The organism is Roseibium litorale, assembly GCF_014842915.1.
GTDB classification, from domain to species: domain Bacteria; phylum Pseudomonadota; class Alphaproteobacteria; order Rhizobiales; family Stappiaceae; genus Roseibium; species Roseibium litorale.
Genome location: NZ_JACYXI010000006.1, coordinates 1 through 26,707 on the forward strand (window position 1 = coordinate 1; position 26,707 = coordinate 26,707).

Sequence of the window (26,707 nt, forward strand, 5' to 3'; positions counted from 1 at the left end):
GCTTCCTTGTCTTAAAGATCAGCGTACCTGCGTAACTCTTACTCCAAACCCCAACCTTCCGGTCAGAGCCTCGCAAGAACAACGCCGTCCACGCTTCCCTTCCTTCAAATCCTAATTGTCAAAGAACATTCGCCAGTGGCGAATTCGCTGCCTTGGCAGCAAAAACCGAAACGAAACCCGTTGCCCGAGAGGGGCACCAACGTCTCTGGTGTCCGGTAGAACCGACAGTGTCTGGCGCCGTGTTGTCCGCAGCGCCGCCGTCGATGGAGCGGTTTATACGCAGCACCCCTCGATGAGTCAACACGGTTCGTCAAAAAAGATTCACACAGGCTGTTTCACCGCTAAAACCCTCAGTTTTTTGCGGTTTTTCGATCCCGGATTCGCTCTGAAAGAGCCTTTTCCAGATCAAATCCGGGGTATTTTTCTCATTCTGAGCAAACTTTACGCGTGCCGTTTTTATTAGCTGCCGAATAACCCCTCAGCCTCTTTACCGGGCTTCCCGGCAGAAACCCTGAGGTTTGACGCTCGGCTGCTCATTTGCCAGACCCTCAGAAGCCTGTCTTGCCCCTGTGAATTGTTCTGGCTGACCGCATTTCGCGCTCAAAAGCCGTCTTCCCGCGCTTAGCCAGACCCACGCCATGAGCTAGTCTATAGACAACCTGCTTATGCTTGCTGCCCGCACACCACCAGCGCGTCGCAGCTTTCGCCTTTTCATGGGACAGCCCCCTCTCCCGCCTGGACGCCCCGTGCCCGGCCAACCTGTGGGGCAATCTGTCTGGGCAATTCCCATCACATCTGCCGGGTTAACCCGCCTTCGCCCCAATCTTGCCCGATTGGTTTCAGAAGGAGACGAAGGTAGTAAGGCGTTTCATCACGTCTCTGTCAGACCTTTCGTTTGACCTTTCGGACAACAGGCGGCATTTTCGGCCAGTCCTGTATAAAGTGGCGTATAAGATAAGGCAGTTCAGGCCTGATGCATTTCGGTCCATTCCACACGCATGCACATCAAACAGTCGATCTGGGTGACGAAGCTCCGCTCGTCGTTCAGGACGGGCGCAATGCGTTGCCGGACCGGCGCAAGGTTTCTGTCCGCTGGCTAACGGGAACTGTCCTGACCGGCATCACATCCGTCGTGCTCATGGGCGGGGCATTGATGGCTGCTTTGGATGGTCAATACAGCGTCACCGCGGCCACCCTGCCTGACCAGAACGACTTCAGCATTGGCATTGAAGGTGTTTCCGTTTCGGGCACAAAGGGCGACCGCATCGCCCGGGCCGCTGCGGAATATGCCAACAAGCAAATCATCCCGGTCAATGTGGTCACCAAAAACGGCGACAAGGAGCTGATCAAGGTCCGCGCTTACTCTCTGGTCACATCAAGTCTTGCCACCCGCAAGAGCGCCGAGTTCAGCCAGGATATTCCGCCCTTCAATCCTCTGAACATGTTCTCTGACGTGCAGACCGTTCCCGCAGTGTCCAGCGCCGAGCCGGTTTTCTCCGATTCCGTCTATGGCGCGAAGGTTGAAGGCGAAGTCAGCATCTCGCTGACCAGCTTCCCGGCTGATAGCGATCTGATCGATGCGTCGGCTACGCCGGATGAACCGGTCATCGAGCGCCGCGTCCGGCAGGCCGCCCGGTTCCTGGCCGTAAACTCCGTCGATATGGCGGCCCGCACCATTGTCGACCCCGCCCGGTTCGACTTCAATCTGGCACGCCAGCCTGAATTCGCCCGCCTTGCCGTCCGGATTACCCCGGAAAACGTCTCCTTTGTCTCCAAGCAGGACGACGACACCCGTCACCTTGGGATGGATGAAAAGATCGTCCCCATTTCCGAGGAAAGCGATCTCTTCGATGTCTTGCGGGACAATGACGTTCCGGAGGAAGAGTCCGAGCAGATCCGGACAGCCTTCCAGAAGACGGCAGGGGTCACGCTTCTCGAGCCAGGCTACCGTCTGCGCATTGCGTTCCAGCAATCCGCAGACGAAGACGGCCGCTCGCAGCCTGAACGGGTCAGTCTCTACGAGGACACAGATCACAAGGCGACGGTCGCCCGTACGGATACCGGCAGCTATGTCCAGGCCAAGGCTCCGGCAAACTTCCTGCCCGACGCCTTTGCCGAGGCGGACCGGGTTTCCTATGGCGGGCAGACACCTGCTCTTTACGACAGCATCTACCAGACTGCGCTCGAGCAGGACATCAGCAAGCCGGTTATCGAAGAGCTGATCCGCGTTTTCTCCTTCGACGTCGACTTCAACTCCCGCGTCCAGCCGGGCGACTCCCTGGAAGTGCTCTATGCGGATGACGCAGGCTCTGCGAGCGGTGAAGTGCTCTATGCCGCCCTGAACACCGGTTCCAGCACGCGGCGGTTTTACCGCTTCCGCACCCCGGACGATGGCACCATCGACTATTATGACGCCAACGGACAGAGCGCGAAAAAATTCCTGATGCGCAAACCGCTCTCCGGCGGACGTTTCCGCTCGGGCTTCGGCATGCGCCGCCATCCCATCCACAAATATGCCAAGATGCACACCGGCGTTGACTGGGCAGCCCCCCGTGGAACGCCGGTCATGGCAGCAGGCAATGGCACGGTCATCAAGGCGGGCTGGTCTTCAGGCTATGGCCAGCGCATCGAAGTGCGCCATGCCAATGGCTACACCACCACCTACAATCACCTGTCCGGCTTTGCACAAGGTCTGGCCGCAGGCCAGAGCGTTCATCAGGGGCAGATCATCGGATACATCGGCTCCACCGGCCTCTCCACCGGCCCGCACCTGCACTATGAGGTCATGGTCAACGACCGCTATGTGGACCCGATGCGCATCCGGCTTCCCCGTGGCCGGGTTCTGGACGGGCAGATGCTGGCAACGTTCGAGACCGAGCGCCAGCGGATCGACAGCCTGTTGGACAAGGCACGCCGCCCGGCTCGGGTTGCCTCGGCTCAATAAGCCAGCAGAAAACGAAACCTCCCGAAACAGAAAAGCCCCGGAGCGACTGCCCCGGGGCTTTTGATTTTAAGCACGTCCACGGACTACGGTTCCGGGATCAGGCAGCCTTTGCGGCTCCCTGAGCGACCTGGAAGATCAGCCGGTCTGTTCCGGCGGAAACCGTGATGGTCTGACCGTCCGAGATTTCCCCCGCGAGCAGCTTTTCTGCCAGCGGATCCTGAACGTCCTTCTGGATCACCCGCTTCAGCGGCCGGGCACCATAGGCCGGATCGTAACCCTTCTGGGCCAGCCAGCCGAGGGCCTCGTCATCCAGCTCCAGCTCGATCTTGCGGTCGGCAAGCAGGGTCTTGAGACGCTGCAGCTGGATCGTGACGATGGCCGCCATCTGCGAGCGTTGCAGCCGGTGGAACAGAACGATCTCATCCAGCCGGTTGAGGAACTCCGGCCGGAAATGGGAGCGCACAGCTTCCATGACCTCGCCGCGCACCGCATCCGTGTCCTCGCCTTCCGGCTGACTGACAAGATACTCGGCCCCCAGGTTGGACGTCATGATGATCAGCGTGTTGCGGAAGTCCACGGTACGGCCCTGACCATCGGTCAGGCGGCCATCATCCAGAACCTGCAGCAGCACGTTGAACACGTCGCTATGCGCCTTCTCGATCTCGTCGAACAGCACGACCTGATAAGGCCTGCGGCGGACGGCTTCGGTCAAAGACCCACCCTCCTCGTAGCCAACATAGCCCGGAGGCGCACCGATCAGACGGGCAACGGAGTGCTTCTCCATGTATTCGGACATATCGATGCGCACCATCGCCGTGTCGTCGTCAAAGAGAAAGCTCGCCAGCGCCTTGGTCAGCTCGGTCTTGCCGACCCCGGTTGGCCCGAGGAACATGAACGAGCCGATCGGGCGGTTGGGATCTTGAAGACCGGCACGGGCGCGGCGGACCGCCGTTGCCACCGCATGAATGGCTTCCGCCTGGCCGACAACGCGGCCGGACAGAAGGTCTTCCATCTGCAACAGCTTTTCCCGCTCGCCTTCCAGCATCCGGTCGACCGGGATACCGGTCCATTTGGAAACGACCTGCGCCACATGGGAAGACGTCACGGCTTCATCCAGCATGGATCCGCCGTCGGAATTGGCTTCGGCTTCCTGAAGCTGGCGTTCCAGATCAGGCACCACGCCATAGGCCAGCTCGCCGGCTTTCGCCAGATCCCCGCGCCGCTGCGCGATTTCCAGATCGGTCCGGGCCTGTTCAAGCTGTTCCTTGATCTTCTGCTCAAGATTCAGCTTGTCCTTCTCGCCCTGCCAGCGGCTGGTCAGAGCATCGGATTCCTCTTCCAGGTCCGAGAGCTCTTTCTCCAGCTTCGCCAGCCGGTCTTTGGCTGCGGGATCTTCTTCCTTCTTCAAGGCTTCCCGTTCGATCTTGAGCTGAATGACCCTGCGGTCCAGTTCATCCAGCTCTTCCGGCTTGCTGTCGACCTGCATACGCAGACGGCTCGCGGCCTCATCGACAAGGTCGATCGCCTTGTCCGGCAGGAACCGGTCCGTGATGTAGCGGTTCGACAGGGTGGCCGCAGATACAATCGCCGAGTCGGTGATCCGGACCCCATGATGGAGCTCGTACTTTTCCTTGAGACCGCGCAGGATCGAGATCGTATCTTCGACCGTCGGCTCACTGACGAACACGGGCTGAAAGCGGCGGGCAAGTGCCGCATCCTTTTCCACGTGCTTGCGGTACTCATCCAGCGTGGTTGCACCAACGCAGTGCAGCTCGCCCCTGGCAAGTGCCGGCTTCAGCAGGTTGGACGCATCCATGGCACCATCGGCCTTGCCTGCGCCGACCAGCGTGTGCATCTCGTCGATGAAGAGCACAATGCCGCCGGCTGCAGCCTGAACCTCGGACAGGATGCCCTTCAGGCGTTCCTCGAACTCGCCACGATATTTCGCCCCTGCGATCAGGGAGCCCATGTCGAGCGCAAGAAGCTTCTTGTCCTTGAGCGATTCCGGCACATCGCCGTTAATGATGCGCAAGGCAAGGCCTTCGGCGATGGCGGTCTTGCCAACGCCCGGCTCACCAATCAGGACGGGGTTGTTCTTGGTCCGGCGGGACAGAACCTGAATTGTGCGGCGGATTTCCTCGTCGCGGCCGATCACAGGGTCCAGTTTGCCTTCGCGGGCGGCCTGAGTCAGGTCGCGGGCATATTTCTTGAGTGCGTCATACTGGTTCTCGGCTGTGGCGCTGTCTGCCGTCCGGCCCTGACGCAGCGAATTAATCGCCTCATTCAGGCCGTTGGGTGTAACACCGGCCTTCGCCAGAAGCTTTCCGGTTTCGCCTTCCTGATCCATGGCGAGAGCCAGGAGAAGGCGTTCGACAGTGACGAAACTATCGCCAGCCTTTTCCGCGATCTTCTGAGCCTGATCGAGTACCCGTGCCGTGCCGGGAGCAAGATAGAGCTGACCTGCCCCACCGCTCACCTTCGGCATCTTGTCCAGAAGCCGTTCGACTTCGGCCTTCGCCAGATTGGGCTGGCCACCGGCGCGTTCGATCAAGCCACTTGCGAGACCTTCCGGGTCATCCAGCAGAACCTTCAGAATGTGCTCCGGGGCAAATTGCTGATGCCCGCGTCCAAGTGCATGAGTTTGGGCGGATTGAATGAATCCGCGTGCGCGTTCCGTGTATTTTTCAAAGTTCATAACTGACCTCCACTCCGCCCTTCCACCCGAAGCATGGAGAGCGTTCCGGATTCCGGGCCTTCTTGGCGTGAAGCACCCGGGCGGCCTTCTTGAGCGCCGCACTCCCGATATAGTGTTGCAAATTGAACACAAAAGGGGTCTGGAGAAAATTCCGGATTAATCCGTAAACTCCCGCTCTACCGGACAGCAAAACGGCGCCACATGGGCGCCGTTTCGTCTCATTCATTTTTTAAGGAGCGCTACACGGCTTCATTCGCCTGCGGCAGCGACTTCCTTGGGAGCACCCTCTTCCGCTTTCGGCTTGCGCGGACGAGGCGTCCGGCGGGGCTTCGGCTTTGCGGGCGCATCCTCATCTGCGGCAACGGCCTCAACCTGCTCCACGGGAGCAGCGGCTTCCGCCGCGGCTGTTGCGCCATCCTCGGCATCGTTACGGCGGACACCACGGCCGCGGGTTCCACGCGGACGGCGGCGCGGCTTGTCATCCTCACCGCTTTCGTCGCCAGCGCGGGCCGCATGGCCATTGACCTGCCCGGAGGCATCGATCAGCGGCATGTCGTCGATAAACGGCTGAGGACTGTCCTCACCAACCATATCCGGTTGAGTGAAGCGTTCGCCTGAATCCCCACGGTCATGCCGCGGCTGACGCTCTGCACGCTCAACCCGTTCTGGACGATCGGGACGTTCACGCCGCTCCTGCCGCTCTGCGCGTTCGGGACGGTCACCACCATTCCGATCGAACCGCTCGGGCCGTTCAAAGCGCTCACGGTTCTCGGACACGGTCTGGGCCGGATAGTCCTGCCCGTCCTCATCCTCACCGAGGCTGGACTGCAGCACCGGCTGCATGTTCCCCTGGGCGGCAGCAACAATGCGCAGATAGTGCTCAGCGTGCTGGAAATAGTTCTCGGACATGATCCTGTCACCGGATGCTTGCGCATCCCGGGCGAGCTGCTGATACTTCTCCGCGACGTGCAGGGCTGTACCACGGATTTTCACATCCGGACCGTTGGATTCATAGGTCCTGCTCAGCGGATTAGGACCCTTCCGGCTCCGTCCGCGCATGCGCTGCTGTTTGCTCTGATTACCTGGTCTCATCCTGCCGTTTTCTCTTAAGGAACGGCGACCAGCTTAACGCTGGCCCAAAATCGGAATTACCTAATACCGACACGAAAACTGCCGAAACCAACCGTGAAGGTCAGCGGCTGTCGACCGTACTGGGTTGTTCGAAATACATCGGGCCGTTCTCCAGCCGATGCAATCGCCATGTTCTGCGACAGTCCGAAAGTCCGGATGGTCCGTCTTAACAACGGTTTCCAAAACGCGCTTGAAGCGTTTGTCCCCACGTTGCCGGAAAGGCATGCCCCGCTAAACGCTGATCACATTACTCCGGTCTCGGCGAGGTGAACCTAACCGGTTCGGCTTGGTTTTCCAAGCGATTTTTCACGTCAAGCTTAAATCGGCCCGTTCAAGGGCCAACGGCCCAGCACAACCCGGTCTTTGGCGCCAAGATCCTGAATGATTTCAATGTCCAAAAAACCAGCAGAGGACAGAAGATCACACACTTCCCGCCCCTGGTCATAGCCGATTTCAAAGCCGATTCGGCCTCCCGGCTTAAGTAGATCAGCTGCTTGGCGGGTCAGGATCCGGTAGGCTCTCAGGCCATCCTCCCCCCCATCCAGCGCCAGCACCGGATCGTGATCGCGCACATCCCGATCGAGGCCGGCGATAACGCTGGAGCGGATATAAGGAGGATTACTTATCAGCCAATCCAGTCCACCGGAGAGCATGCTGGCATAGTCCGCACAGACCGGATGGAACCGGTCCGAAACCCCGTGCCGGGCAGCATTTGCAGCCGCGCAATTCAGCGCTTCCTGGGACAAGTCCACAGCGTCGCACACCGCCTGCGGCAATTCCTTCAGCAACGAAACGGCAATCGCACCGGTTCCCGTTCCAATATCCGCCATCCGCAGAGGCTGATAGGACGGCGAGCGGGCAAGCACCGCCTCAACCAGAATTTCCGTATCCGGCCGGGGCTCCAGCGTTGCCTCGTTCAGGTCAAAACGCAGCCCCCAGAACTCCCGCCAGCCGAGCAGCCGGCCCACAGGCACGCCCTCAGCCCTCCGATCGGCAAGGGCAAGAACCTGCGCCGCTGTCTCCAGCTGAACGTCCTCATCCGCCTTCAGAATGACATCAGAAACCGACAGGTCCAGAACCCCCGACACAAGAAGCCGGGCCTCCAGATCAGCCAGCTCATTGCCAGCTGCCCGCAACTTACCCCGCGCTTCGCGCAAGAGGTCACCAAGCCGCATGGCTTACGCCTCTTCCGCCGCCAGCAGTGCTGCCTGATAATCCATGATCAGCGCCTCGATCACCTCGTGCAGCGCCTCCCCGGACAAGATCTGCTCCAGCTTGTAGAGGGTCAGCCCAATCCGGTGATCAGTCACCCGCCCTTGAGGGAAATTATAGGTCCGGATGCGCTCAGACCGGTCACCCGAGCCGACCTGAAGACGGCGGGCCTCTGTCCGTTCGCTCGCCGCGCGCTCACGCTCTGCGTCATAAATACGGGCTCTGAGCAGCTGCATGGCCCTGGCCTTGTTCTTGTGCTGGGAGCGCTCGTCCTGAACCGCAACCACAATCCCGGTCGGCAAGTGGGTGATCCGGACGGCGGAGTCCGTGGTGTTGACGTGCTGCCCGCCTGCGCCGGAGGCACGGTAGGTATCGATCCTCAGATCGCCGTCATTGATGTCAATATCCACGTCTTCGGCCTGCGGCAACACGGCAACAGTCGCCGCAGAGGTGTGAATACGCCCGCCAGATTCCGTCGCAGGAACACGCTGTACCCGGTGAACGCCGGATTCGAATTTCATGCGCGCAAAGACGTTCTCACCTGATACAGAAGCGATGATTTCCTTATAGCCGCCCACTTCCCCTTCGCTGGCGGAAAGCACTTCGACTTTCCATCCCTGCAATTCGGCGAAGCGCTGGTACATGCGGAAGAGATCGCCGGCAAAGAGCGCGGCTTCGTCCCCGCCCGTTCCGGCACGCACTTCCAGAATGGCATCATTGGCATCCGCAGCGTCCTTGGGCAGAAGGCCGATACGGACTTCCTGGCTGAGAGCTTCAAGCCGCTCCTCAAGCTCCTCTACCTCGGCTTCTGCCAATTCACGCATGTCCCGGTCGGTCTTAGAATCCGCCAGGAGCATCTTCGCCTCGGCCAGGTCGTCCTGCGCCTTCAGCAGCTCACGCACCTTGAGGATGAAAGGCTCCAGAGAGGCATATTCCCGGGACAGTTTCACATAGGTGCCCGGGTCCGGGTTGGCCGACATCCGGTGCTCGATTTCGGAAAACCGGGCAAGCAACGTGTCAAGCTTGTTACGCGCCAGCATAAGCGCAGTCTCCTTCTGCCTGCGATCAGGCAAACCTGTCATATGAGCTAAAGCGCAACGTCCATTTCAGCGGCGAAGCGCTTCAGGAAATCACGGATGTCGCCTTCCGGATGCCCCGGTTCAAGACGCGGCAAAAGACGCGCAGTCAGACGACCCGCATCCAGTGTTCTCAGCATGGCTTTCACAGGGCCGAGTGAAGCAGGCGACATGGAAAGATCGCGGAAGCCCAGGCCAATCAGAGCCATGGCTTCAAGCGGCTTGCCCGCAAGCTCACCGCACAAGGTAACAGGCACATGGGCAGCCCCGGCCTTGTCGACAATCCGCTTGAGCGCCCGCAGGAACGCGAGGCTCAAGGGGTCGAACCGGTCGGCAACACGGGTATTGCCCCGGTCGACGGCACAGAAGAACTGGAACAGATCGTTGGAGCCGACGGAAATGAAGTCTACCTCGTGCATCAGTTCGTCCAACTGAAACAGCAAGGAGGGAACTTCGACCATGACACCAAGCCGGATCTTGTCCGGTACGCCATGGCCGTGACGACGCAAATGCTTGAGTTCCTTTTCCACCAGACCGCGGGCGAGAAGAAACTCGTCGACCTCGGCGACCATCGGGAACATCAGCTTCAGATCGCGTCCGGCAGCCGCCATCAGCAACGCGCGGATCTGTGTGCGCAGCAATCCCGGACGGTCCAGCCCGAGCCGCAGGGCCCGCCAGCCCATCGCCGGGTTCTCTTCCTGAATGGAACGCAGATAGGGCAGCACCTTGTCGCCGCCAATGTCCAGCGAGCGGAAAGTGACCGGCTTGCCGTCGGCAGCCGCCAGCACCTGCTCATATTGCGCCCTTTGTTCCTTCATCCGCGGAAAGGAAGACGCCAGCATGAACTGCAATTCGGTCCTGAACAAACCGACGCCTGCCGCACCTGCTTCCACCAGATGAGGAAGATCGACCAGCAGACCGGCATTCATCTGCAAGGAAATCTCGACGCCGTCCTTGGTCACGGACGGCTTGTTGCGAAGCCGGCGGTACTGAGCCTGCCTGCGGGCCCGGAACCGGACCTTCTCGGCAAAAGCGTTCTGCACATCCTGCGCCGGGCGCAGATAAACTTCCCCGGCATCACCATCAACGATGACGGCGTCTCCGGCGTCGGCCAGACTGACGATGTCATGGAGCTGCCCGACCATCGGGATGCCCAGAGCCCGGCTGACGATGGTGATGTGGCTGGTCGGCCCGCCTTCTTCCAGAACCAGCCCGCGGATCTTGTCCCGCTCGTAGTCCAGAAGTTCAGCAGCACCCATGTTGCGCGCAACGATGATCGCATCCTGCGGCAGATCGGATGCCGCGGATCCGTGATCGCGGCCCATCAGCTCGCGGATCAGCCGGTGCGCCAGATCGTCAAGGTCATGCAGGCGTTCCCGCAGGTAAGGATCGGTCTGGCGAAGCATGCGCGCCCGCATGTCGCTCTGGACCTTTTCCACTGCCGCTTCCGCGGTCAGGCCGTTCCGGATCGCTTCTTCAATCTTGCGGATCCAGCCCTGATCGTAGGCGAACATGCGATAGGCTTCGAGCACCTCACGGTGCTCGCCCACCGCCGCAATGTCGCCGCTGGCAAGAAGATCATCGATGGACAGGCGCAGGCGGTTGATTGCTGCATGCAGACGGCTTTGCTCAGCGTCCGTATCCTCAGCAATCAGATTGGTGACAACCACACGCGGCTCATGCAGAACCACATGACCCAGACCGACGCCTTCGGCCAAGGCAACGCCCTGCGCATGAATCGGTCGGGACAGGTCAAGGCCCGTTCCCTTCTGGGAGATGGCTTCCAGCTCTCCCGCAGCGACCATTTCGGCAATCACCATTGCCGTGGTCTGAAGGGCTTCGACTTCGTCTTCCAGATAGGTCCGGTGTGACTGGTTCTGGACGACGAGAACACCCAGCGTCCGCCCGGCACGCAAGATCGGCACACCCAGGAAGGAATTGTAGGCGTCTTCGCCCGTTTCCGGCAGATAGGCAAAGGCCGGATGAGCGCGGGCGTTGGGAAGATTGAGAGGCCGCGCTTCGGCAGCGATCAAGCCGACAAGGCCCTGGCCAACGCGCAACGAGGCCCGGTGCACGGCTTCGCGCTTCAGGCCTTCGGTGGCGTAGAGCTCAAGAACACCGTCCGCGCGCAGTATATAAACCGAGCAAACCTCGGCCACCACGTTGGCCGCGATCAGGACCACGATCTTGTCGAGTCGCTCCTGCGCCTTGATCGGCTCCGCCATGACTTCGCGAAGCCGGCGGAGCAACAGGCGCGGACCGGCCAGGTTGCTGCGCATCGCCTACCCCGTCATGTCCCTGGAACCGGCTGCAGACGGTTTTCGCAACCCTCTGCAGCGAGTCGGGTCACTTACCCGTCCAATCCGTATAGCGAATGGAGAGTCCGGACCGCAAGTTCCGTGTAAGCGGAATCGATCAGCACGGAAATCTTGATCTCAGATGTGGTGATCGCACGGATGTTGATGCCCTTGGCTGCCAGGCCCCGGAAACAGTCGGCCGCGATGCCCGCATGAGAGCGCATGCCGATACCGATAACCGACACCTTCACGACGTCGGTTGCGCCTTCCAGATTCTGGAACCCGATCGCTTCACGGTTGTCTTCCAGCACCTTGATGGCGCGCTGGTAGTCCGTTTCAGGCACCGTGAAGGTAATGTCGGTGGTCTTGCCATCCGGCGAAATGTTCTGGACGATCATGTCCACATTGATGTTCGCGTCCGCCAGCGGCCCGAACACAGAATGGGCAACGCCGGGCTTGTCGGCCACATCGCGAATCGAGATCTGGGCTTCGTCCTTCGCAAAGGCGATGCCGGTAACAACTTGCTGTTCCACGAGTTCATCCTCGTCGCAAATGAGAGTACCAGGGGGGAGATCACCAGCGCCGACCTGCGGCGCATCCGGATCGTCAAAACTGGAGCGCACAAAAGTGCGGACGCCATGGACCATGGCCATCTCGACAGAGCGCACCTGAAGCACCTTCGCGCCAAGCGATGCCATTTCCAGCATTTCCTCGAAGGAAACACGGTCGAGACGCTTGGCCTTGGGAACGATACGCGGATCGGTCGTGTAGACCCCATCCACATCCGTGTAGATATCGCAGCGGTCAGCCTTGATCGCAGCAGCGATGGCCACCGCGCTGGTGTCCGAACCGCCACGGCCAAGCGTCGAGATGCGGTTGTCCGGGGCGATGCCCTGGAACCCTGCGATCACCGCGACCTGGCCACCGGAAATGCGCTCGATCAGGAAATCGGCATCGATTTCCTTGATCCGCGCAGCACCGTGGCTCTCGTCCGTCTTCAGCGGGATCTGCCATCCTTGCCAGGAACGGGCATTCACGCCCATATCCTGCAGCACGATAGCCAGGAGACCGGAGGTCACCTGCTCGCCAGAAGCGACCACTGCATCATATTCACGGGCATCATGGAGGGTGGATGCCTGACGGCACCAGTCGACCAGTTTGTTGGTCTGCCCCGCCATTGCCGACACCACGACGGCCACTTCGTTGCCGGCATCGACTTCCCGCTTCACGTGGCGTGCCACGTTGCGGATACGGTCGAGGTCGGCCACGGACGTGCCACCGAATTTCAAAACCAGTCGAGCCATTGCTGTCGTATTCTTTTCATCGAGTAACGAGGGCGCCTGCGCACCCGCCGGATCGGGCGTCACACATACATGCACTGTGCAATTGCCGCAACTGCGTGCCTTGACAAAAGACACACGACCTTGAAGGACACAGAGACAGATGGCAGCGGACAGAGTGACGGCGGCAGAGGAAAGGAACCTGCGATGAGCGAAGCGGGAAAAAAGACAGCAGGCACGGTTGACGACGCCGAAGTTGCACGCTTTTCGGCAATGGCGGCAGAATGGTGGGATCCGACCGGCAAATTCCGGCCCCTGCACAAGTTCAGCCCTGTCCGCCTTGGCTATATCAAGGAGAAAGTCAGCGCCCGGTTTGGCCGCGACCCGAATGCGGCAAACGCGTTCGAAGGCCTGCGGTTCCTGGACATCGGCTGCGGCGGCGGGCTCTTGAGCGAACCCATGGCCCGGCTCGGCGCAAATGTGGTCGGAGCCGATCCTTCAACGGTCAACATCGAGATTGCCCGTCTTCATGCCAAATCCTCCGGGCTCGACATCGATTACCGGGCCGAAACAGCCGAGGAACTCGCTGCCGCAGGCGAGACGTTCGACGTGGTTTTCAACATGGAAGTTGTCGAACATGTGGCTGACGTTCCGTTGTTCCTCAGCGAAACGGCCCGCATGGTCCGCCCCGGCGGCCTGATGTTCGTCGCGACCATCAACCGTACTCTTAAGGCCTACGCACTTGCCATCGTCGGGGCGGAATACGTCCTGCGCTGGCTGCCCAAGGGCACCCACACCTATGAAAAGCTGGTTCGCCCGCAGGAAATCGAAACGCCGCTGGCCAAGGCAGGCATGAGCGTGATCGACCGCTGCGGCGTCACCTTCAATCCGCTGACAGACACCTGGAACCGGGCCCGGGACATGGATGTGAACTATATGCTCCTTGCCGAGCGCCCGAAGTCGTGAGTGGAGTGAACCAGATGGAGCCAATTGTCTTTGTACCGGGCCTTCTGTGCACGGAAACCCTCTATGCACCGCAGATCGTCGCCTTCGCCGATCGCCCGATCATGGTCGCCGACCACCGGCAGCACAGCACCATTCCGGAGATCGCCGCTGATATCCTGTCCAAGGCGCCTGAGCGTTTCGCGCTCGCAGGCCTATCCATGGGCGGCTATATCAGCATGGAAATCATGCGCCAGGCACCCGAGCGCGTGTCCCGGCTTGCCCTTCTCGACACGAACCCGCGAGCCGACACGCCGGAGCAGACCGAACGGCGTCAGTTTCTGATCAAACTGACCCGCGAGAAGGGGTTCACGAAGGTTCCGCACCTGCTCTATCCAGGCTTCGTCCATGAAAAACGGCTGGAAGACGAGGATCTGAAGGCAACCGTCGTGGAAATGGCCAATGACACCGGACCGGATGCCTTCATACGGCAGATGGAAGCGATCATGGCCCGGGACGACGCGCGTCCCTTCCTGCCTTCCATTTCGTGTCCGACGCTGGTCGTGGTCGGCGATGGTGACACCCTCACCCCGCCCTCTCTGGCCCAGGAAATCCATGAGCTTATTCCAGACAGCGAGCTGGTGACCATTGCAGGCAGCGGGCATCTGTCGACACTTGAGGCACCCGATGAGGTCATTGCTGCACTCTCGGCCTGGCTCACCCGCTGAAGGATAGCGCTCGAACGAGCTTATGTCAGGGCATCAGGACATAGGTACCAGGGGCATTGCCGAGAACCGGGTATCCCTTGCTTGCATTACCAAGCGGGGGAACCGGAACCGTTGCCGTTGAATGGCTCTCCAGCCAGCCTGTCCAGGCTTCCCACCAGGAGCCTTCCTTCAAAGGCGCTTCGGCTTGCCAGCTTTTCGGGTCGAGATAGCCGTCGCCCGCCGAGCTGGCCCGGATGCGGTAGTGGCGGTGCGGATGCCCCGGCTCACTGACAATGCCCGCATTATGCCCGCCGGAGGTCAGCGCGAACGTCACTTCCTGCTCCGCCAGATGGCAGATCTTGAAGACCGAGCGCCAGGGCGCGACGTGATCCTGCTCCGTTCCAACAGCAAAGACCGGGGCCTTGATGTCTTCCACAGCCACCGGTGCACCGTCCACCTTGTAACGGCCCTCGGCAAAGTCATTGTGCAGGAACAGGCTCGTCAGATACTCCGCATGCATCCGGTAGGGCATGCGCGTGCCGTCGGCATTCCAGGCCATCAAGTCAAACATCGGCGCCCGCTCGCCCATAAGATACTCACGCACGCCCTTGGACCAGATCATGTCGTTTGAACGAAGCAACTGGAACGCGCCAGCCATCTGGGATGTATCCAGCCCGCCGCTTTCCCACATCATGTCTTCCAGGAAGGAAACCGCGCTCTCGTCGATGAACAGCGTGAGTTCACCTGCGTCCGTGAAATCCACCTGGGCTGCAAAGAGCGACAGGCTTGCCAGCCGGTCATCCCCCCGGTGCGCCATCCCCGCTGCCGCGATGGACAGCAGCGTACCGCCAAGGCAATAGCCCGCGGCGTGGGCCTTGCGCGCCCCCGTTATGGCCAGCGCCGCATCAAGTGCCGCATCCACGCCGAGCTTGCGGTAATCCTCCATACCCAGCTCCCGGTCTTCCGGACCCGGATTGCGCCAGGACACCATGAAGACCGTGTAGCCTTGGGATACGAGATATTTCACAAGGGAATTCTGTGGCGACAGATCGAGAATGTAATATTTCATGATCCAGGCTGGAATGATCAGAACCGGTTCGGATTTCACCTCAGGCGTCTGCGGCTCATACTGGATCAATTCGATCAGATGATTGCGGAAGACGACCTTGCCTGGTGTGACGCCAACCGTCTCGCCCACCCTGTAGTTTTCAGCACCCGGCGGCGGCAGGCGGCGCATCTGGCGCTCGACGTCTTCCCAGAGATGCTGCAGACCACGAACGAGGTTCTGGCCGCCTTCGGCCTGCGTCTTCTGAAGCACTTCCGGATTGGTCAGCAGATAGTTAGAAGGCGAAAAGACATCCAGCAACTGACGGGTGGTGAAGTCGACGACCTTTTCATGGTGGGCGCTGACACCGCGCACCCCGGTCATCGCATTAGACCACCATTGCTGAGTAAGCAGGAAGTTCTGGGCATAGAGATTGAACGGAAACTGCTTCCATCCCTCGTGGTCGAACCGCCTGTCCTGTGGCAGCGGCTGAATGCAGGAATGATCTCCCTGGAGCCCGCAAAACGCAGAGAACCGCGCCAGCCGCATCAGTTTGGTCGCTGCCTTTTCGGCCAGCTTGCCCTGTTTGCCTGGCGAAATGGCCAGGTGAAGGAACCAATCAAGATAGGCGTTCCACAGCGCGACCGGCGAGATGCCCAGGCTCGCACGGGCGAGAGTTGCACGGGCCACACGGTCCAAGGTCTCGGCAAAGACAGTCGAACCCGGCGTGTCGGGCTCTAACCCGCCGCCAAATCCCGCAGGCACGTCGAAGGATGGGAAAAACCGCTGGCCGGGAGCCTCAGCAAGATGCCCCACCTCCTGCCCTTTGCGCCGATTTTCCGCCTGCATGAGATCGTCTGCCATGGGGAACTCCCACTTTAAGCCTCGCATCTTGCACCGCCGGAGCCTTGTCACATGTTTTGATGAACGCAATGAGGCAGATCAAAATTCTGACATCTAATTGGTGTTATCGTTGGGTAAGGAAAAATCCAGAATTGAACCGGGATCCCTGCCGCCATGAGCCGTGGCCTCACATGGTCAATCCGCCCGGCCATCAGCTGCAGGAAGAGGAGGATGAAATGTCAGACAAGCAGACGAGCTCACCCTTTGACTTGATGAATGTCTTCACGACCCCCTGGCAGTTTCCAAACCTGTCGGCCTGGTCTTTCGCGGAAACGGAAGACAAGCTGGAGGAACGGGCTTTTTCCAATCTTCAGCGCATCAACCGTACCCTCTGGGATCAGACGGAAAGGGCCCTGGAAGATCACATGGCCTTTGCCACCCAGCGCCTGCACGAAGATTTCGAATGCGCCAAGTCTCTGACGGCCTGCCGCATGCCGGACGAGATAATGGGCACCTTGCAGGCCTTCTACACCCGCATGGCCGAGGACTATCAGACCCATGGCCGCAAGCAGATGGAAATGCTGCAGGCGGGCTTCAGCGAAGGTCTCGCCAATGCGGAAGAACTGGGGGAAGCGGCATTGGAAGCGGCCTCCGAACTAACGAAGGTTGCCGAAGAAACCATGCACGAGCCGGCGGTTCAGCTTCAGACCCGCCGCACGCCGAAGGCAAGCGCGGCCTGATCGGCCAAAGAGCAGCATTCGACGCCGGAGCTCGCCTCAACGAGACGGCTCCGGCGCATGGCTTCATTCAATTCTTGTCTTCAGGAAGGTCCGGCAACGGCAGCACCGCGATGCCTTCGTCGAGCAATTCTCGGGCATCCTGTGGCGATGTCTGGCCGTAAATATTGCGCTCTTCCGCCTCGCCGTAGTGGATCTTGCGCGCCTCTTCGGCGAAGTTCGGCCCAACGTTCTCAGAACTCTCGATGACTTTGCGGCGGATCGTCTTCAACCCCTCCAGCATTTCCCGATAGGCAGGGTTCGCGGCCAGCAACGCACTGGCCTGCTGAACTGCAGCGGCAGCCTCGACTGAGACCACTGGCGCAGGGGACGGGGCAGATTCAGCAGGCACCGCTTCTGGAGCCTGCACGGCCGCTTCCTGCCGCCGCGTTTCCTTCGACCGGCTGGTCGACACAGACGGGGCCATCAGCCGCTTATGGATGTCGCCAGACCCGCAATGGGGACAGGTCACAAGCCGCAAGGCACATTGCTTGTCGAAGTCATCGGAATTCCGGAACCAGCCTTCAAACTCATGGGCCAGTTCGCACATCAGGGAATAACGGATCACGCCTGCGCCTCCGCACCGGCTGCATCCTGTGCCAGGGAAATAGCAAACGCGCGCTCATTCGCGATGGCCGGGATCCGCTGACGGGCCTTGAGCACCTGTTCCGGATCGATCTTCGCCGTTACAAAGCCAGGGACAGCTTCCTGCTGCTCGGCAATCACGGTGCCCCAGGGATCAACGATCAGGCTGTGCCCGTAGGTCTCACGCCCGTCCTCATGCTTGCCGCCCTGCGCCGCACTGACAACATAAGCGCCGTTCTCGATCGCACGGGCGCGCTGAAGCACATGCCAATGCGCTTCCCCTGTCTGCCGGGTAAAGGCAGCAGGCATGGTCAGGAGCCCAGCACCCTCACGGGCCTGGGTCCGGAAAATCGCAGGGAAACGCACGTCATAGCAAACCGCCATTCCCATCCGGATCCAGGGAAGATCGAACACGGTCGAGGTCTCTCCCGGTTGATAGGTTGCAGATTCACGCCAGCTTTCCCCGTTTGGCAAATCGACATCGAACATATGGATCTTGTCATAGCGGGCAGCGATGCGGCCATCCGGGGCAATCAGGAACGCCCTGTTGGCCACCTTGCCATCCCCACGAGGAATGGCGAGCGAGCCCACATGGATCCAGACGTCCAATTCCATCGCGAGAGACCGGAAGCTGGCCAGCGTCGGATCCTGCTCCTCAGGCCGGATGCGTTCCAGCAGCTCATCCCGGCTGCGGACAAGCACATTGGTCATCTCAGGTGTCTGGATGAACTGCGCGCCTGCAGCAGCGGCCTGGCGGATCAGATCTGTGCTGACCTCAAGGTTCGCCAGAACATCCTTGCTGCTGCGAAGCTGAACACAGGCTGCGGTAAACTCGGTCATTCGGGGCTCCTGGACGGTCTCTCAAACAGGCATCATGCGCCCAGCAGCGCATCCAGCTTTCCGGAGCGGTCAAGCTCATGAAGGTCATCACAGCCGCCGACGTGCCTGCCGCCAATAAAGACCTGCGGGAAGGTCGAACGGCCATTCGCCTTCTGGATCATCTGCTTGCGCAGATTTTGATCAAAGGTCGCGTCATGCTCGGTGTAGGAAACACCCTTCTTGTCCAGAAGACGTTTCGCCGCCGTGCAATAACCGCAGAGCTGGCGGGTATAAATAATAACTTCGGCCATGCGACATCCTCTTTCAGCCTGGAGAAAACGGGCTCTCACCGGCGGATAGCGGAGGAGAACGACGCCCTGATTTGATCCAATCTATATGTGGCTAATGACCAGAAACGCAAGATTTTGCAAGAGCCGGTTCCCGATCCTGATCCCGTCTCAGGCTTCTTCAGGAACGGCCAGGGCGAAGGTCAAGACATCGACGCGCGACGCACCTGCCTTCTTGAGCACGCGGGCACAGGCCGAGGCGGTCGACCCTGTGGTCATCACGTCATCGACCAGAACGACAGCCCGGCCGAAAACATCGGTCACGTATCCCGCCCGGATAGCAAATGCGCCTCGCACGTTTTTCTGCCGGGACGCGGCATCCAGACCGACTTGCTGCCGGGTACGGCGTGTCCTGGCCAGCAACATGGGCTCGTGCGTGCACCCCGCCGCCCGGGCGACTGCCGCCGCGAGGTCGGCGGACTGATTGAACCGGCGGCACAAAAGCCGCCACCGGTGCAGGGGAACAGGAAGGACCAGGCTTTCCGGAGACAGAAGCTCCTGACCCGCGCGGGCCATCCACTCCCCCATCGGCTTGCCAAGGTCCCTGTGACGGGCGAACTTCAGCGCCAGGACCATCTGACGGGCAGGCCCCTCGTATCTGGCCACGGAGCGGGACCGGTCAAAGACCGGCGGATCCATAATGGCCCGTGCGCTCAACGCCCCCTCCCCCATGTCGTGCGGTAAGGGAGTGCCATAGCGCTCGCACACCGGGTTTTCCAGAAAAGGCATATCCATCCAGCAAGAGGGGCAGAGCCCCCCTGTGTGCCCGGTCCTGCAACCGCAGGCCAGACAGCGCGGCGGCAGAAGAAGGTCCAGCACCGCAGAGGCACAAATCCTTCCCGCCTTTAAAGAACGGCTTCCCGACATCCTCCGCCCCCCAGGTCCCAAACGCTGGCAACAGTCTATCATGTTTTGACGCGCCAGCCTGAAAGACGCATATGTGTCGGCAATATCAGGACCCGATACCCAAATGACCCAGCCTCTTCTCTTCGACCGCACGCTCTTGAAGGCCCGGCGCCTGCGCGCATTGCAAACCGCGAAACAAGGGTCAGACTTTCTGCTCGAGATGGTCGCAGAGGATCTCGCCGAGCGTTTGACTGCCATCAGCCGCGCCTTTCCGCTGGCGCTCGACCTCGGTGGACACACCGGGCGCATCGCCGCAGTCCTGAGGGCAAGCGGCAAGGCGGGAACGGTACTGCGCGGAGATCTCCTTGTTGCAGATCCGAACCTGCCGCCTCCCGATCTGGTGCTGGATGATGAACTGCCCCCGCTTGCGCAAGGCCAGTTCGACCTGATTGCCTCCGGCCTCAGCCTGCAATGGGCCAATGACTTGCCGGGCGCCCTGATCCAGATCCGTCAAGCGCTCAAACCGGATGGCCTGTTCCTCGGCGTTCTGCTGGGCGGCGACACCTTGCATGAATTGCGCGATGTCCTGATGCGGGCGGAACTGGAACTGACGGGAGGAGCAGCCCCCCGGGTTTCGCCATTCGCGGACACGCGCGATCTTGGGGGTTTGCTGCAGCGGGCAGGCTTTGCCCTGCCTGTCACCGACATGGACCGGCTGACCGTACGCTACAGCTCTCTCTTTGCCCTGATGGCGGATCTCCGGGCCATGGGCGGCACATCCATTCTGGCCGAACGAAGCCGTAAGCCGCTGACCCGGGCCATTTTCCTGCGCGCCGCCGAGCTCTATGCCGAAGATTACGCTGATCCGGACGGGCGCATCCGGGCCACCTTCACGCTGATGTCCCTCTCAGGCTGGTCACCACATGAAAGCCAGCAGAAGCCATTACGTCCGGGCTCAGCCAAAACAAGCCTCGCCGATGCGCTCGGCGCACGCAAACCACCGGTTTCAGATCAGCCATAAACGAAAAAGGGCAGCTAGAAGCCGCCCATTTTTCTGAAACCAATTGGATTTAAAGCATCAGGTCCCGGCGTTATTGAAAGCATTGACAATAACGGTGAACACATCATCGCGGATTGCCTGCCCGATAGCCATCAGCGTTCCTGTGATTGCGACGCTGATCATGGCAACGATCAGGCCGTATTCAACCATGGTGGCGCCACTTTCGCATTCGCCGAAGCGCCGGAGGAATGCGGAAACGTTCCGAGTCATTTTCCGCGTGGAATGACCATTGAACGGCATCGCTCTTCCTTTCCGGCTCTCTTTGACGCATCTACCCTGGAACAAGTTCCATCAGGAACGGGATCAGAGGCTCATCAGCCGGCGGCATCGGATAATCGCGCAACCGGACTGGCCTGACCCATTTGAGGACCTGTCCTTCTTGTCCGGCCGGGTTTCCTTCCCAGCGTCGGCAGACGTAAAGTGGCATCAAGAGGTGAAAATCCTGGTAAGCGTAGCTCGCAAAGGTAAGGGGTGCGAGGCACGCTTCGTTAACTTTGATGCCCAGTTCCTCGTCCAGTTCGCGGATCAAAGTTTCCTCGGGACGCTCGCCTTCCTCGACTTTTCCACCCGGAAACTCCCACAAACCCGCCAAAGATTTCCCCTCCGGCCTTTGGGCAAGCAGGATCCGGCCATCGGTGTCTACAAGAGCACAGGCGGCAACCAGGACAATTCGGCTCATTTTGGGTGTTCCAGTGTCAGACAGGGTGAATACGGCTGATTAACCGTATTCGGAAGGAGAGGTTCAGGAATACGTTGGCGGCGGGGTTTTGCCCCGCCGCATCCAGATCAGCTCCGGTAGTCGCCGTTGATGGCGACGTATTCCTTGGTCAGATCGCAGGTCCAGACGGAGGCCTCGCCAGATCCGAGGCCAAGCTCGACACGGATGACAATGTCTTCCTGCTCCATGACAGCGGTCGTCGCCGCCTCGTCGTAATCCGGATCCCGCTCACCTTCGACGGCGACACGGATGTCCCCGAACCAGATGGCAAGACGGTCACGGTCGGCCGGCTCCCCCGCCTTGCCGACAGCCATGACGACGCGGCCCCAATTCGCATCTTCCCCAGCAATCGCGGTCTTCACCAGCGGCGAATTTGCAATGGACAAGGCGATACGCTTTGCAGAGGCATCGCTTTCCGCGCCTTCCACGCGGACTTCAACGAATTTGGTCGCGCCTTCCCCGTCGCGCACGATCTGGTGCGACAAAGACTGCATCAGATCACCAAGGGCGGCCCGGATCGTCTCATACCGCGGGTCGTCATTGCTTTCGACCGGCGCGATGCCACGCTTGGCAGCAGAACCGGTTGCGAACAGAAGAACCGTGTCGGACGTGGACGTATCGCTGTCGACGGTAATGGCGTTGAAGCTGCCGTCCGTCTGGCTGGACAGCATGGACTGCAACACATCTGCGGAGATCGCAGCATCGGTAAAGATGAAAGACAGCATGGTCGCCATGTCCGGCGCGATCATGCCGGCGCCCTTCGCCATGCCATTGATGGTGATGGTTTCCCCGTCCAGCTCAACGGTTGCCGTGGCCACCTTCGGATAGGTGTCCGTGGTCATGATGGCCTTGGCCGCCTCAATCCAGCTGGCCGGATTTTCAAACGTCGCAAGACCGTCGATCACGTCAGCAAATTTTTCAGCCGGAAGCGGTTCCCCGATGACGCCCGTGGAGGCAAGGAAGACTTCATCCACGCCGCAGTCGAGCGCCTTGGACGCGATCTGGGCGGAAAGTTCCACCGCAGCCTGCCCCTTGCGGCCGGTGAAAGCGTTGGCATTGCCCGAGTTCACCATAAGACCACGGGCCGTGCCGCGCTTCAGGATGGACTTGCACCAGTCCACCGGCGCGGACGAGCATTTGGAGCGGGTAAAAACACCGGCAACCGTTGTTCCGGGATCGACCACAGCCAGCAGCACATCGGTGCGCCCCTTGTATTTGATCCCGGCCGATGCAGTGGCGAAGCGGACCCCTTCAAGGTCCGGCATGTCGGGATAGGATTTCGGAGCAAGAGGCGAAATCGTAGCGGCCATCAGCCAGTCTCCTGTTAAGCAGCAAGCGGATACAAAACCGCTCCGGACGGGCTTTTATGCCCATTCCGGAGCGGGTGCGTAAAGCAAAATACCCTTTGGATCAGGCTTATTTTGCCTTCTCGGCCTTGGCGAGATCCTCATCCAGGATCTCCACCGTATTCTCGGCCTTCAGCTTGGTCATGGCCGCTTCATAACGGTCACGGATCAGCTTCTGACGCAGGTTCGCCGACACGGCTTCAAGCGTCGGCTTTTCCTGACGGCGCTTTTCCTCCAGAAGAATGACGTGCCAGCCGAACTGGGTCTGAACCGGCTCCTTCGTATACTGGCCAGGCTCAAGAGCTGCGGTAGCCTCTTCAAACGGCTTTACCATCTGTCCCTTGGTGAAGAAGCCAAGGTCGCCGCCGTTCGGGCCGGACGGGCCGGTCGACTTTTCACGCGCAAGTTCGGCAAAATCCGCCCCGCCATCAAGCTCCTTGATGATGGCTTCGGCTTCAGCCTTGTCCTTTACCAGAATGTGCCGTGCCTTCATTTCCTCTTCACCTTCGAAATTGGCGAATTCGGCATCGTAGGCAGCCTTCACATCCTCATCGGTGATCTTGTCGTTGATCTCCTTGGCCAGATAGGCATTGCGCAGGGCGCGCATGCTAAGGAAGTCGATCTGCTTCTTGTAGTCCTCGCTCTGATCAAGACCTTCCTTCTTGGCGGCATCGGCCAGAATGTTCATGTCGATGAGAACATCAAGCAGGATCGAGCGCCACTGGGCCGGCGGGAAACGCTGCAGCTCCTGGCCCAAATCCTGAGCGGCGAATGCAAGGTCCGCCTCGGTGATTTCAGTGTTACCGACCTTGGCGACCACATCGCCCGGCTCGGCCGCAAAAGCGTGAGTACCCGCGATCGTCAGGGCCAGAGCCGGAACGATGAGCGCGCGGATCTGACGACGCATGGAATAACGGAACATTCGGTGTCCTTTGCACTTGGAACTGAAAACGCAGAGCGCGTTTCGGCGCAGAGCGTTGTTACATTGCTGAAACCTGCGGCGTTGACAAGCATTGGACCCCCTCTTATCTGTCAATCGCCGTGTTTAAGGACAGGGCTACATCTTTGCCCCGCATTTCTGCTGCCCTGCCGCAGTTGAGAAGCGTGGACATCAATTGAGACGATTTCATGGGCAGGCAGCCGGCAGTCAAATGCGGGCGCCGCCCAGCAAGGGAAGGACCGCCAGATGGCCGGCCTTGGCGCAATAGCACGTAAGATTTTTGGCTCCGCCAACGACCGCAAGGTCAAAACGTTCAGGGCAAAAGTAGCGCTCATCAATGCGCTTGAGCCCGAAATACAGAATCTGACGGATGATCAGCTGCGCGCCAAAACAGTTGAATTCCGCGAGAAGCTCGCCAATGGCGCAACGCTGGACGACATTCTGGTCGAAGCCTTCGCGGTCGTTCGCGAAGCGTCGCTCAGAACACTCGGTCAGCGTCACTATGACGTGCAGCTGATCGGTGGTCTGGTTCTGCACTCCGGCCAGATTGCCGAAATGCGGACCGGTGAAGGCAAGACCCTCGTCGCGACCGCGCCGGTCTATCTCAACGCTTTGACCGGAAAGGGCGTTCACGTCGTGACCGTCAACGACTATCTGGCACAGCGCGACAGCGGCTGGATGAGCCAGGTCTACCGGTTCCTCGGGCTGACCACAGGCTGCATTGTCCACGGTCTTTCCGACGAACAGCGCCGTGATGCCTATGCTGCAGATGTCACCTATGGCACGAACAATGAGTTCGGCTTCGACTATCTGCGCGACAACATGAAGCATGAGCGCGGCGCCATGGTTCAGCGCGAGCATGCCTTTGCAATTGTCGATGAAGTCGATTCGATCCTGATCGACGAGGCCCGGACCCCGTTGATCATCTCCGGCCCGCTCGAAGACCGCTCAGACTTTTACAACACGATCGACACATTCATTCCGCAGCTCACGGAAGAAGACTACGAGCTGGATGAGAAGCAACGTTCGGCGAGCTTCACCGAAGCAGGTAACGAAAAGCTCGAAGGCCTTCTCGGCGCAGCCGGACTGCTCAAGGGCGGCTCGCTCTATGATGTCGAAAACGTTTCCGTCGTTCACCACTTGCAGCAGGCCCTGAAGGCCCACAAACTGTTCCAGCGCGACAAGGACTACATCGTCCGCAATGATGAAGTCGTGATCATTGACGAATTTACGGGCCGCATGATGCCGGGCCGCCGCTTCTCCGAAGGCCTGCATCAGGCCCTTGAAGCGCGTGAGCATGTCCGCATTCAGCCGGAAAACCAGACGCTCGCGTCCATCACCTTCCAGAACTACTTCCGTATGTACGGCAAGCTGGCAGGCATGACCGGTACGGCAGCGACGGAAGCCGACGAATTCGCAGACATCTATAATCTCGAAGTGGTCGACATCCCGACGAACCTGGCGGTCAAGCGTATCGACGACGACGACGAGGTCTACCGGACGGTTCAGGACAAGTTCAACGCCATCGTCAAGCTGATTGACGACTGCAAGGAACGCGGCCAGCCGATCCTCGTCGGCACCACGTCCATCGAGAAATCAGAATACCTGGCCGAAATGCTGAAGCAGCATGGCTACAAGCAGATTGACGTGACCGACGCTGCCGGCTTTACCGCTGCGCAGAAGTCTGAAGGCGGCAAGGCAAAGGTCTTTGCGGTTCTGAACGCCCGTTACCACGAGCAGGAAGCGCTGATCATCAGCCAGGCCGGTCTGCCGGGTGCCGTGACCATCGCCACCAACATGGCCGGCCGCGGTACCGACATCCAGCTTGGCGGCAACGCCGAAATGCGCATCGACTTCGAACTTGGCGGCATGCCGGAAGGCCCTGAACGCGACCTTGCAGAAGCCGCCATCAAGGCGGAAATCAGCGAACTGAAGCAGAAGGCGCTGGCAGCCGGCGGTCTCTATGTGATCGGCACCGAGCGCCACGAAAGCCGCCGGATCGACAATCAGCTGCGTGGCCGTTCCGGCCGTCAGGGCGACCCGGGACACTCCAAGTTCTTCCTGTCCCTGCAAGACGACCTGATGCGTATCTTCGGGTCCGACCGCATGGATTCCATGCTGCAGAAACTCGGCCTGGAAGAGGGCGAAGCCATCATCCACCCGTGGATCAACAAGGCGCTTGAAAAGGCGCAGCAGAAGGTCGAAGCCCGTAACTTCGACATCCGCAAGAACCTGCTCAAGTTCGACGACGTGATGAACGACCAGCGCAAGGTGGTGTTCGAGCAGCGTATCGACCTGATGGATGGTGAAAACATTCAGGAAGCTGTCGAGGACATGCGCCACGATGTTATCGAGGACATCGTCTCACGCCACATTCCGGAACGCGCCTATCCGGAGCAGTGGGATACGGACGGCCTCCTCCAGGAAGTCCGCACGCTTTTGAACATCGACGCTCCGGTCAAGGAATGGGCCGCCGAAGAAGGCATCGCGGACGAAGAGGTCAAGGAACGGCTTCGCAAGGCTGCCGACGAGGTGATGAACGCCAAGTCGGAACGCTATGGCGATCCGATCATGCGTCAGGTGGAGAAGGCCATCCTGCTGCAAACGCTCGACAACTTGTGGCGCGAGCATCTGGCCAATCTGGATCATCTGCGCTCAGTCGTCGGCTTCCGCGGCTATGCCCAGCGCGATCCGCTGCAGGAATACAAGACCGAAGCCTTCACGCTGTTCGAGACCATGCTGTCCCAGCTCCGCCAGATCACGACGGCCCAGCTGATGCGCATCGAACTGGTTCAGCAGCAGCCAGAGCCCGAGCGGGAACAACTGCCGGAAATGCATGCCCATCACATCGACCCCCTGACGGGCGAAGATGAACTGGCGCTTGCAGATGCCCGCCTGGAAGAAGCCGCAAACCGTGATCCGGACAATCCCGCCACATGGGGCAAGGTTGGCCGGAACGAGGCCTGCCCCTGCGGTTCCGGCAAGAAGTTCAAGCACTGCCACGGCGCATTTGCCTGACGCGAACCTTATTGAGGTCTGACCCGGACCTTCGAAAAACCATCGCCCGCAAAGCTCTCAAGCTTTGCGGGCGTTTCTTT

21 protein-coding genes are annotated in these 26,707 nt (G+C 60.1%); 6 read left to right on the forward strand and 15 right to left on the reverse strand.

Features of this window, described 5'->3' with window-relative positions; translation table 11 throughout:
• Positions 1-973: 973 nt before the first annotated feature.
• Entirely contained in the window at positions 974-2,944 is a 1,971-nt protein-coding gene (locus tag IG616_RS10425) for a M23 family metallopeptidase (protein ID WP_192148109.1), read from the forward strand.
• Between the two features lie 97 nt (positions 2,945-3,041).
• Here the strand turns inward: IG616_RS10425 and clpB are convergent, their stop codons facing one another.
• From clpB to IG616_RS10455, 6 genes are all read right to left on the reverse strand, one after another.
• Positions 3,042-5,639: an ATP-dependent chaperone ClpB gene (gene clpB, locus IG616_RS10430; RefSeq protein ID WP_192148110.1), complete on the reverse strand. Its 2,598-nt coding sequence runs from the start codon at positions 5,637-5,639 to the stop codon at positions 3,042-3,044.
• A gap of 249 nt (positions 5,640-5,888) precedes the next feature.
• Positions 5,889-6,731 carry a DUF4167 domain-containing protein gene (locus IG616_RS10435; protein WP_192148111.1) on the reverse strand — a complete coding sequence of 281 codons (843 nt, stop codon included), beginning with the start codon at positions 6,729-6,731 and terminating at the stop codon, positions 5,889-5,891.
• A 356-nt stretch (positions 6,732-7,087) separates the two neighbouring features.
• Positions 7,088-7,945: a peptide chain release factor N(5)-glutamine methyltransferase gene (gene prmC, locus IG616_RS10440; RefSeq protein ID WP_192148112.1), complete on the reverse strand. Its 858-nt coding sequence runs from the start codon at positions 7,943-7,945 to the stop codon at positions 7,088-7,090.
• Between the two features lie 3 nt (positions 7,946-7,948).
• Entirely contained in the window at positions 7,949-9,022 is a 1,074-nt protein-coding gene (gene prfA, locus IG616_RS10445) for a peptide chain release factor 1 (RefSeq protein WP_192148113.1), read from the reverse strand.
• 47 nt (positions 9,023-9,069) lie between these two features.
• Entirely contained in the window at positions 9,070-11,337 is a 2,268-nt protein-coding gene (ptsP, locus tag IG616_RS10450) for a phosphoenolpyruvate--protein phosphotransferase (RefSeq protein WP_192148114.1), read from the reverse strand.
• Between the two features lie 71 nt (positions 11,338-11,408).
• Entirely contained in the window at positions 11,409-12,659 is a 1,251-nt protein-coding gene (locus IG616_RS10455; protein WP_192148115.1) for an aspartate kinase, read from the reverse strand.
• Positions 12,660-12,842: 183 nt separating this feature from the next.
• On the opposite strand from IG616_RS10455, the gene ubiG reads away from it, so the two are divergent.
• The gene (gene ubiG / locus IG616_RS10460) at positions 12,843-13,601 is read left to right on the forward strand and encodes a bifunctional 2-polyprenyl-6-hydroxyphenol methylase/3-demethylubiquinol 3-O-methyltransferase UbiG (RefSeq protein ID WP_192148116.1); all 759 of its coding nucleotides are present in this window, start codon (positions 12,843-12,845) and stop codon (positions 13,599-13,601) included.
• A gap of 14 nt (positions 13,602-13,615) precedes the next feature.
• Complete coding sequence (locus IG616_RS10465; protein WP_192148117.1) at positions 13,616-14,305, forward strand: alpha/beta fold hydrolase; 690 nt, start codon at positions 13,616-13,618, stop codon at positions 14,303-14,305.
• 25 nt (positions 14,306-14,330) lie between these two features.
• On the opposite strand, the gene IG616_RS10470 is transcribed toward IG616_RS10465, so the two are convergent.
• Positions 14,331-16,193, reverse strand: coding sequence for a PHA/PHB synthase family protein (locus IG616_RS10470; RefSeq protein WP_246476191.1), 1,863 nt, complete (start codon positions 16,191-16,193; stop codon positions 14,331-14,333).
• 215 nt (positions 16,194-16,408) lie between these two features.
• On the opposite strand from IG616_RS10470, the gene IG616_RS10475 reads away from it, so the two are divergent.
• Positions 16,409-16,912 carry a phasin family protein gene (locus tag IG616_RS10475; RefSeq protein ID WP_192148118.1) on the forward strand — a complete coding sequence of 168 codons (504 nt, stop codon included), beginning with the start codon at positions 16,409-16,411 and terminating at the stop codon, positions 16,910-16,912.
• Positions 16,913-16,979: 67 nt separating this feature from the next.
• Here the strand turns inward: IG616_RS10475 and IG616_RS10480 are convergent, their stop codons facing one another.
• The 4 genes from IG616_RS10480 to IG616_RS10495 all read right to left on the reverse strand — a co-directional run bounded on the left by IG616_RS10480 (position 16,980) and on the right by IG616_RS10495 (position 19,608).
• On the reverse strand, positions 16,980-17,516 hold the full coding sequence (locus tag IG616_RS10480; RefSeq protein ID WP_192148119.1) for a DUF1178 family protein: 537 nt from the start codon (positions 17,514-17,516) through the stop codon (positions 16,980-16,982).
• Entirely contained in the window at positions 17,513-18,373 is an 861-nt protein-coding gene (locus IG616_RS10485; RefSeq protein ID WP_192148120.1) for a carbon-nitrogen hydrolase family protein, read from the reverse strand. Before IG616_RS10485 ends, IG616_RS10480 begins: the two co-directional genes overlap by 4 nt.
• A gap of 32 nt (positions 18,374-18,405) precedes the next feature.
• Positions 18,406-18,663, reverse strand: a complete 258-nt coding sequence (grxC, locus tag IG616_RS10490; protein WP_192148121.1) for a glutaredoxin 3 — start codon at positions 18,661-18,663, stop codon at positions 18,406-18,408.
• Positions 18,664-18,810: 147 nt separating this feature from the next.
• A complete protein-coding gene (locus IG616_RS10495) occupies positions 18,811-19,608 on the reverse strand; it encodes a ComF family protein (protein ID WP_425504174.1) in 798 nt (265 codons plus the stop codon).
• A gap of 61 nt (positions 19,609-19,669) precedes the next feature.
• Between IG616_RS10495 and IG616_RS10500 the strand changes: the two genes are divergently transcribed.
• Positions 19,670-20,566, forward strand: a complete 897-nt coding sequence (locus tag IG616_RS10500; protein WP_192148123.1) for a methyltransferase domain-containing protein — start codon at positions 19,670-19,672, stop codon at positions 20,564-20,566.
• A 57-nt stretch (positions 20,567-20,623) separates the two neighbouring features.
• On the opposite strand, the gene IG616_RS10505 is transcribed toward IG616_RS10500, so the two are convergent.
• From IG616_RS10505 to IG616_RS10520, 4 genes are all read right to left on the reverse strand, one after another.
• Positions 20,624-20,845, reverse strand: a complete 222-nt coding sequence (locus IG616_RS10505) for a Flp family type IVb pilin (RefSeq protein WP_246476192.1) — start codon at positions 20,843-20,845, stop codon at positions 20,624-20,626.
• Between the two features lie 31 nt (positions 20,846-20,876).
• Positions 20,877-21,284: an 8-oxo-dGTP diphosphatase MutT gene (gene mutT / locus IG616_RS10510; protein WP_192148124.1), complete on the reverse strand. Its 408-nt coding sequence runs from the start codon at positions 21,282-21,284 to the stop codon at positions 20,877-20,879.
• Between the two features lie 107 nt (positions 21,285-21,391).
• On the reverse strand, positions 21,392-22,633 hold the full coding sequence (argJ, locus tag IG616_RS10515) for a bifunctional glutamate N-acetyltransferase/amino-acid acetyltransferase ArgJ (RefSeq protein WP_192148125.1): 1,242 nt from the start codon (positions 22,631-22,633) through the stop codon (positions 21,392-21,394).
• A gap of 106 nt (positions 22,634-22,739) precedes the next feature.
• On the reverse strand, positions 22,740-23,591 hold the full coding sequence (locus IG616_RS10520; protein WP_246476193.1) for a peptidylprolyl isomerase: 852 nt from the start codon (positions 23,589-23,591) through the stop codon (positions 22,740-22,742).
• Between the two features lie 264 nt (positions 23,592-23,855).
• Here IG616_RS10520 and secA point away from each other — a divergent pair, with 264 nt between their 5' ends.
• Complete coding sequence (secA, locus tag IG616_RS10525; protein WP_192148126.1) at positions 23,856-26,627, forward strand: preprotein translocase subunit SecA; 2,772 nt, start codon at positions 23,856-23,858, stop codon at positions 26,625-26,627.
• Positions 26,628-26,707: the final 80 nt, after the last annotated feature.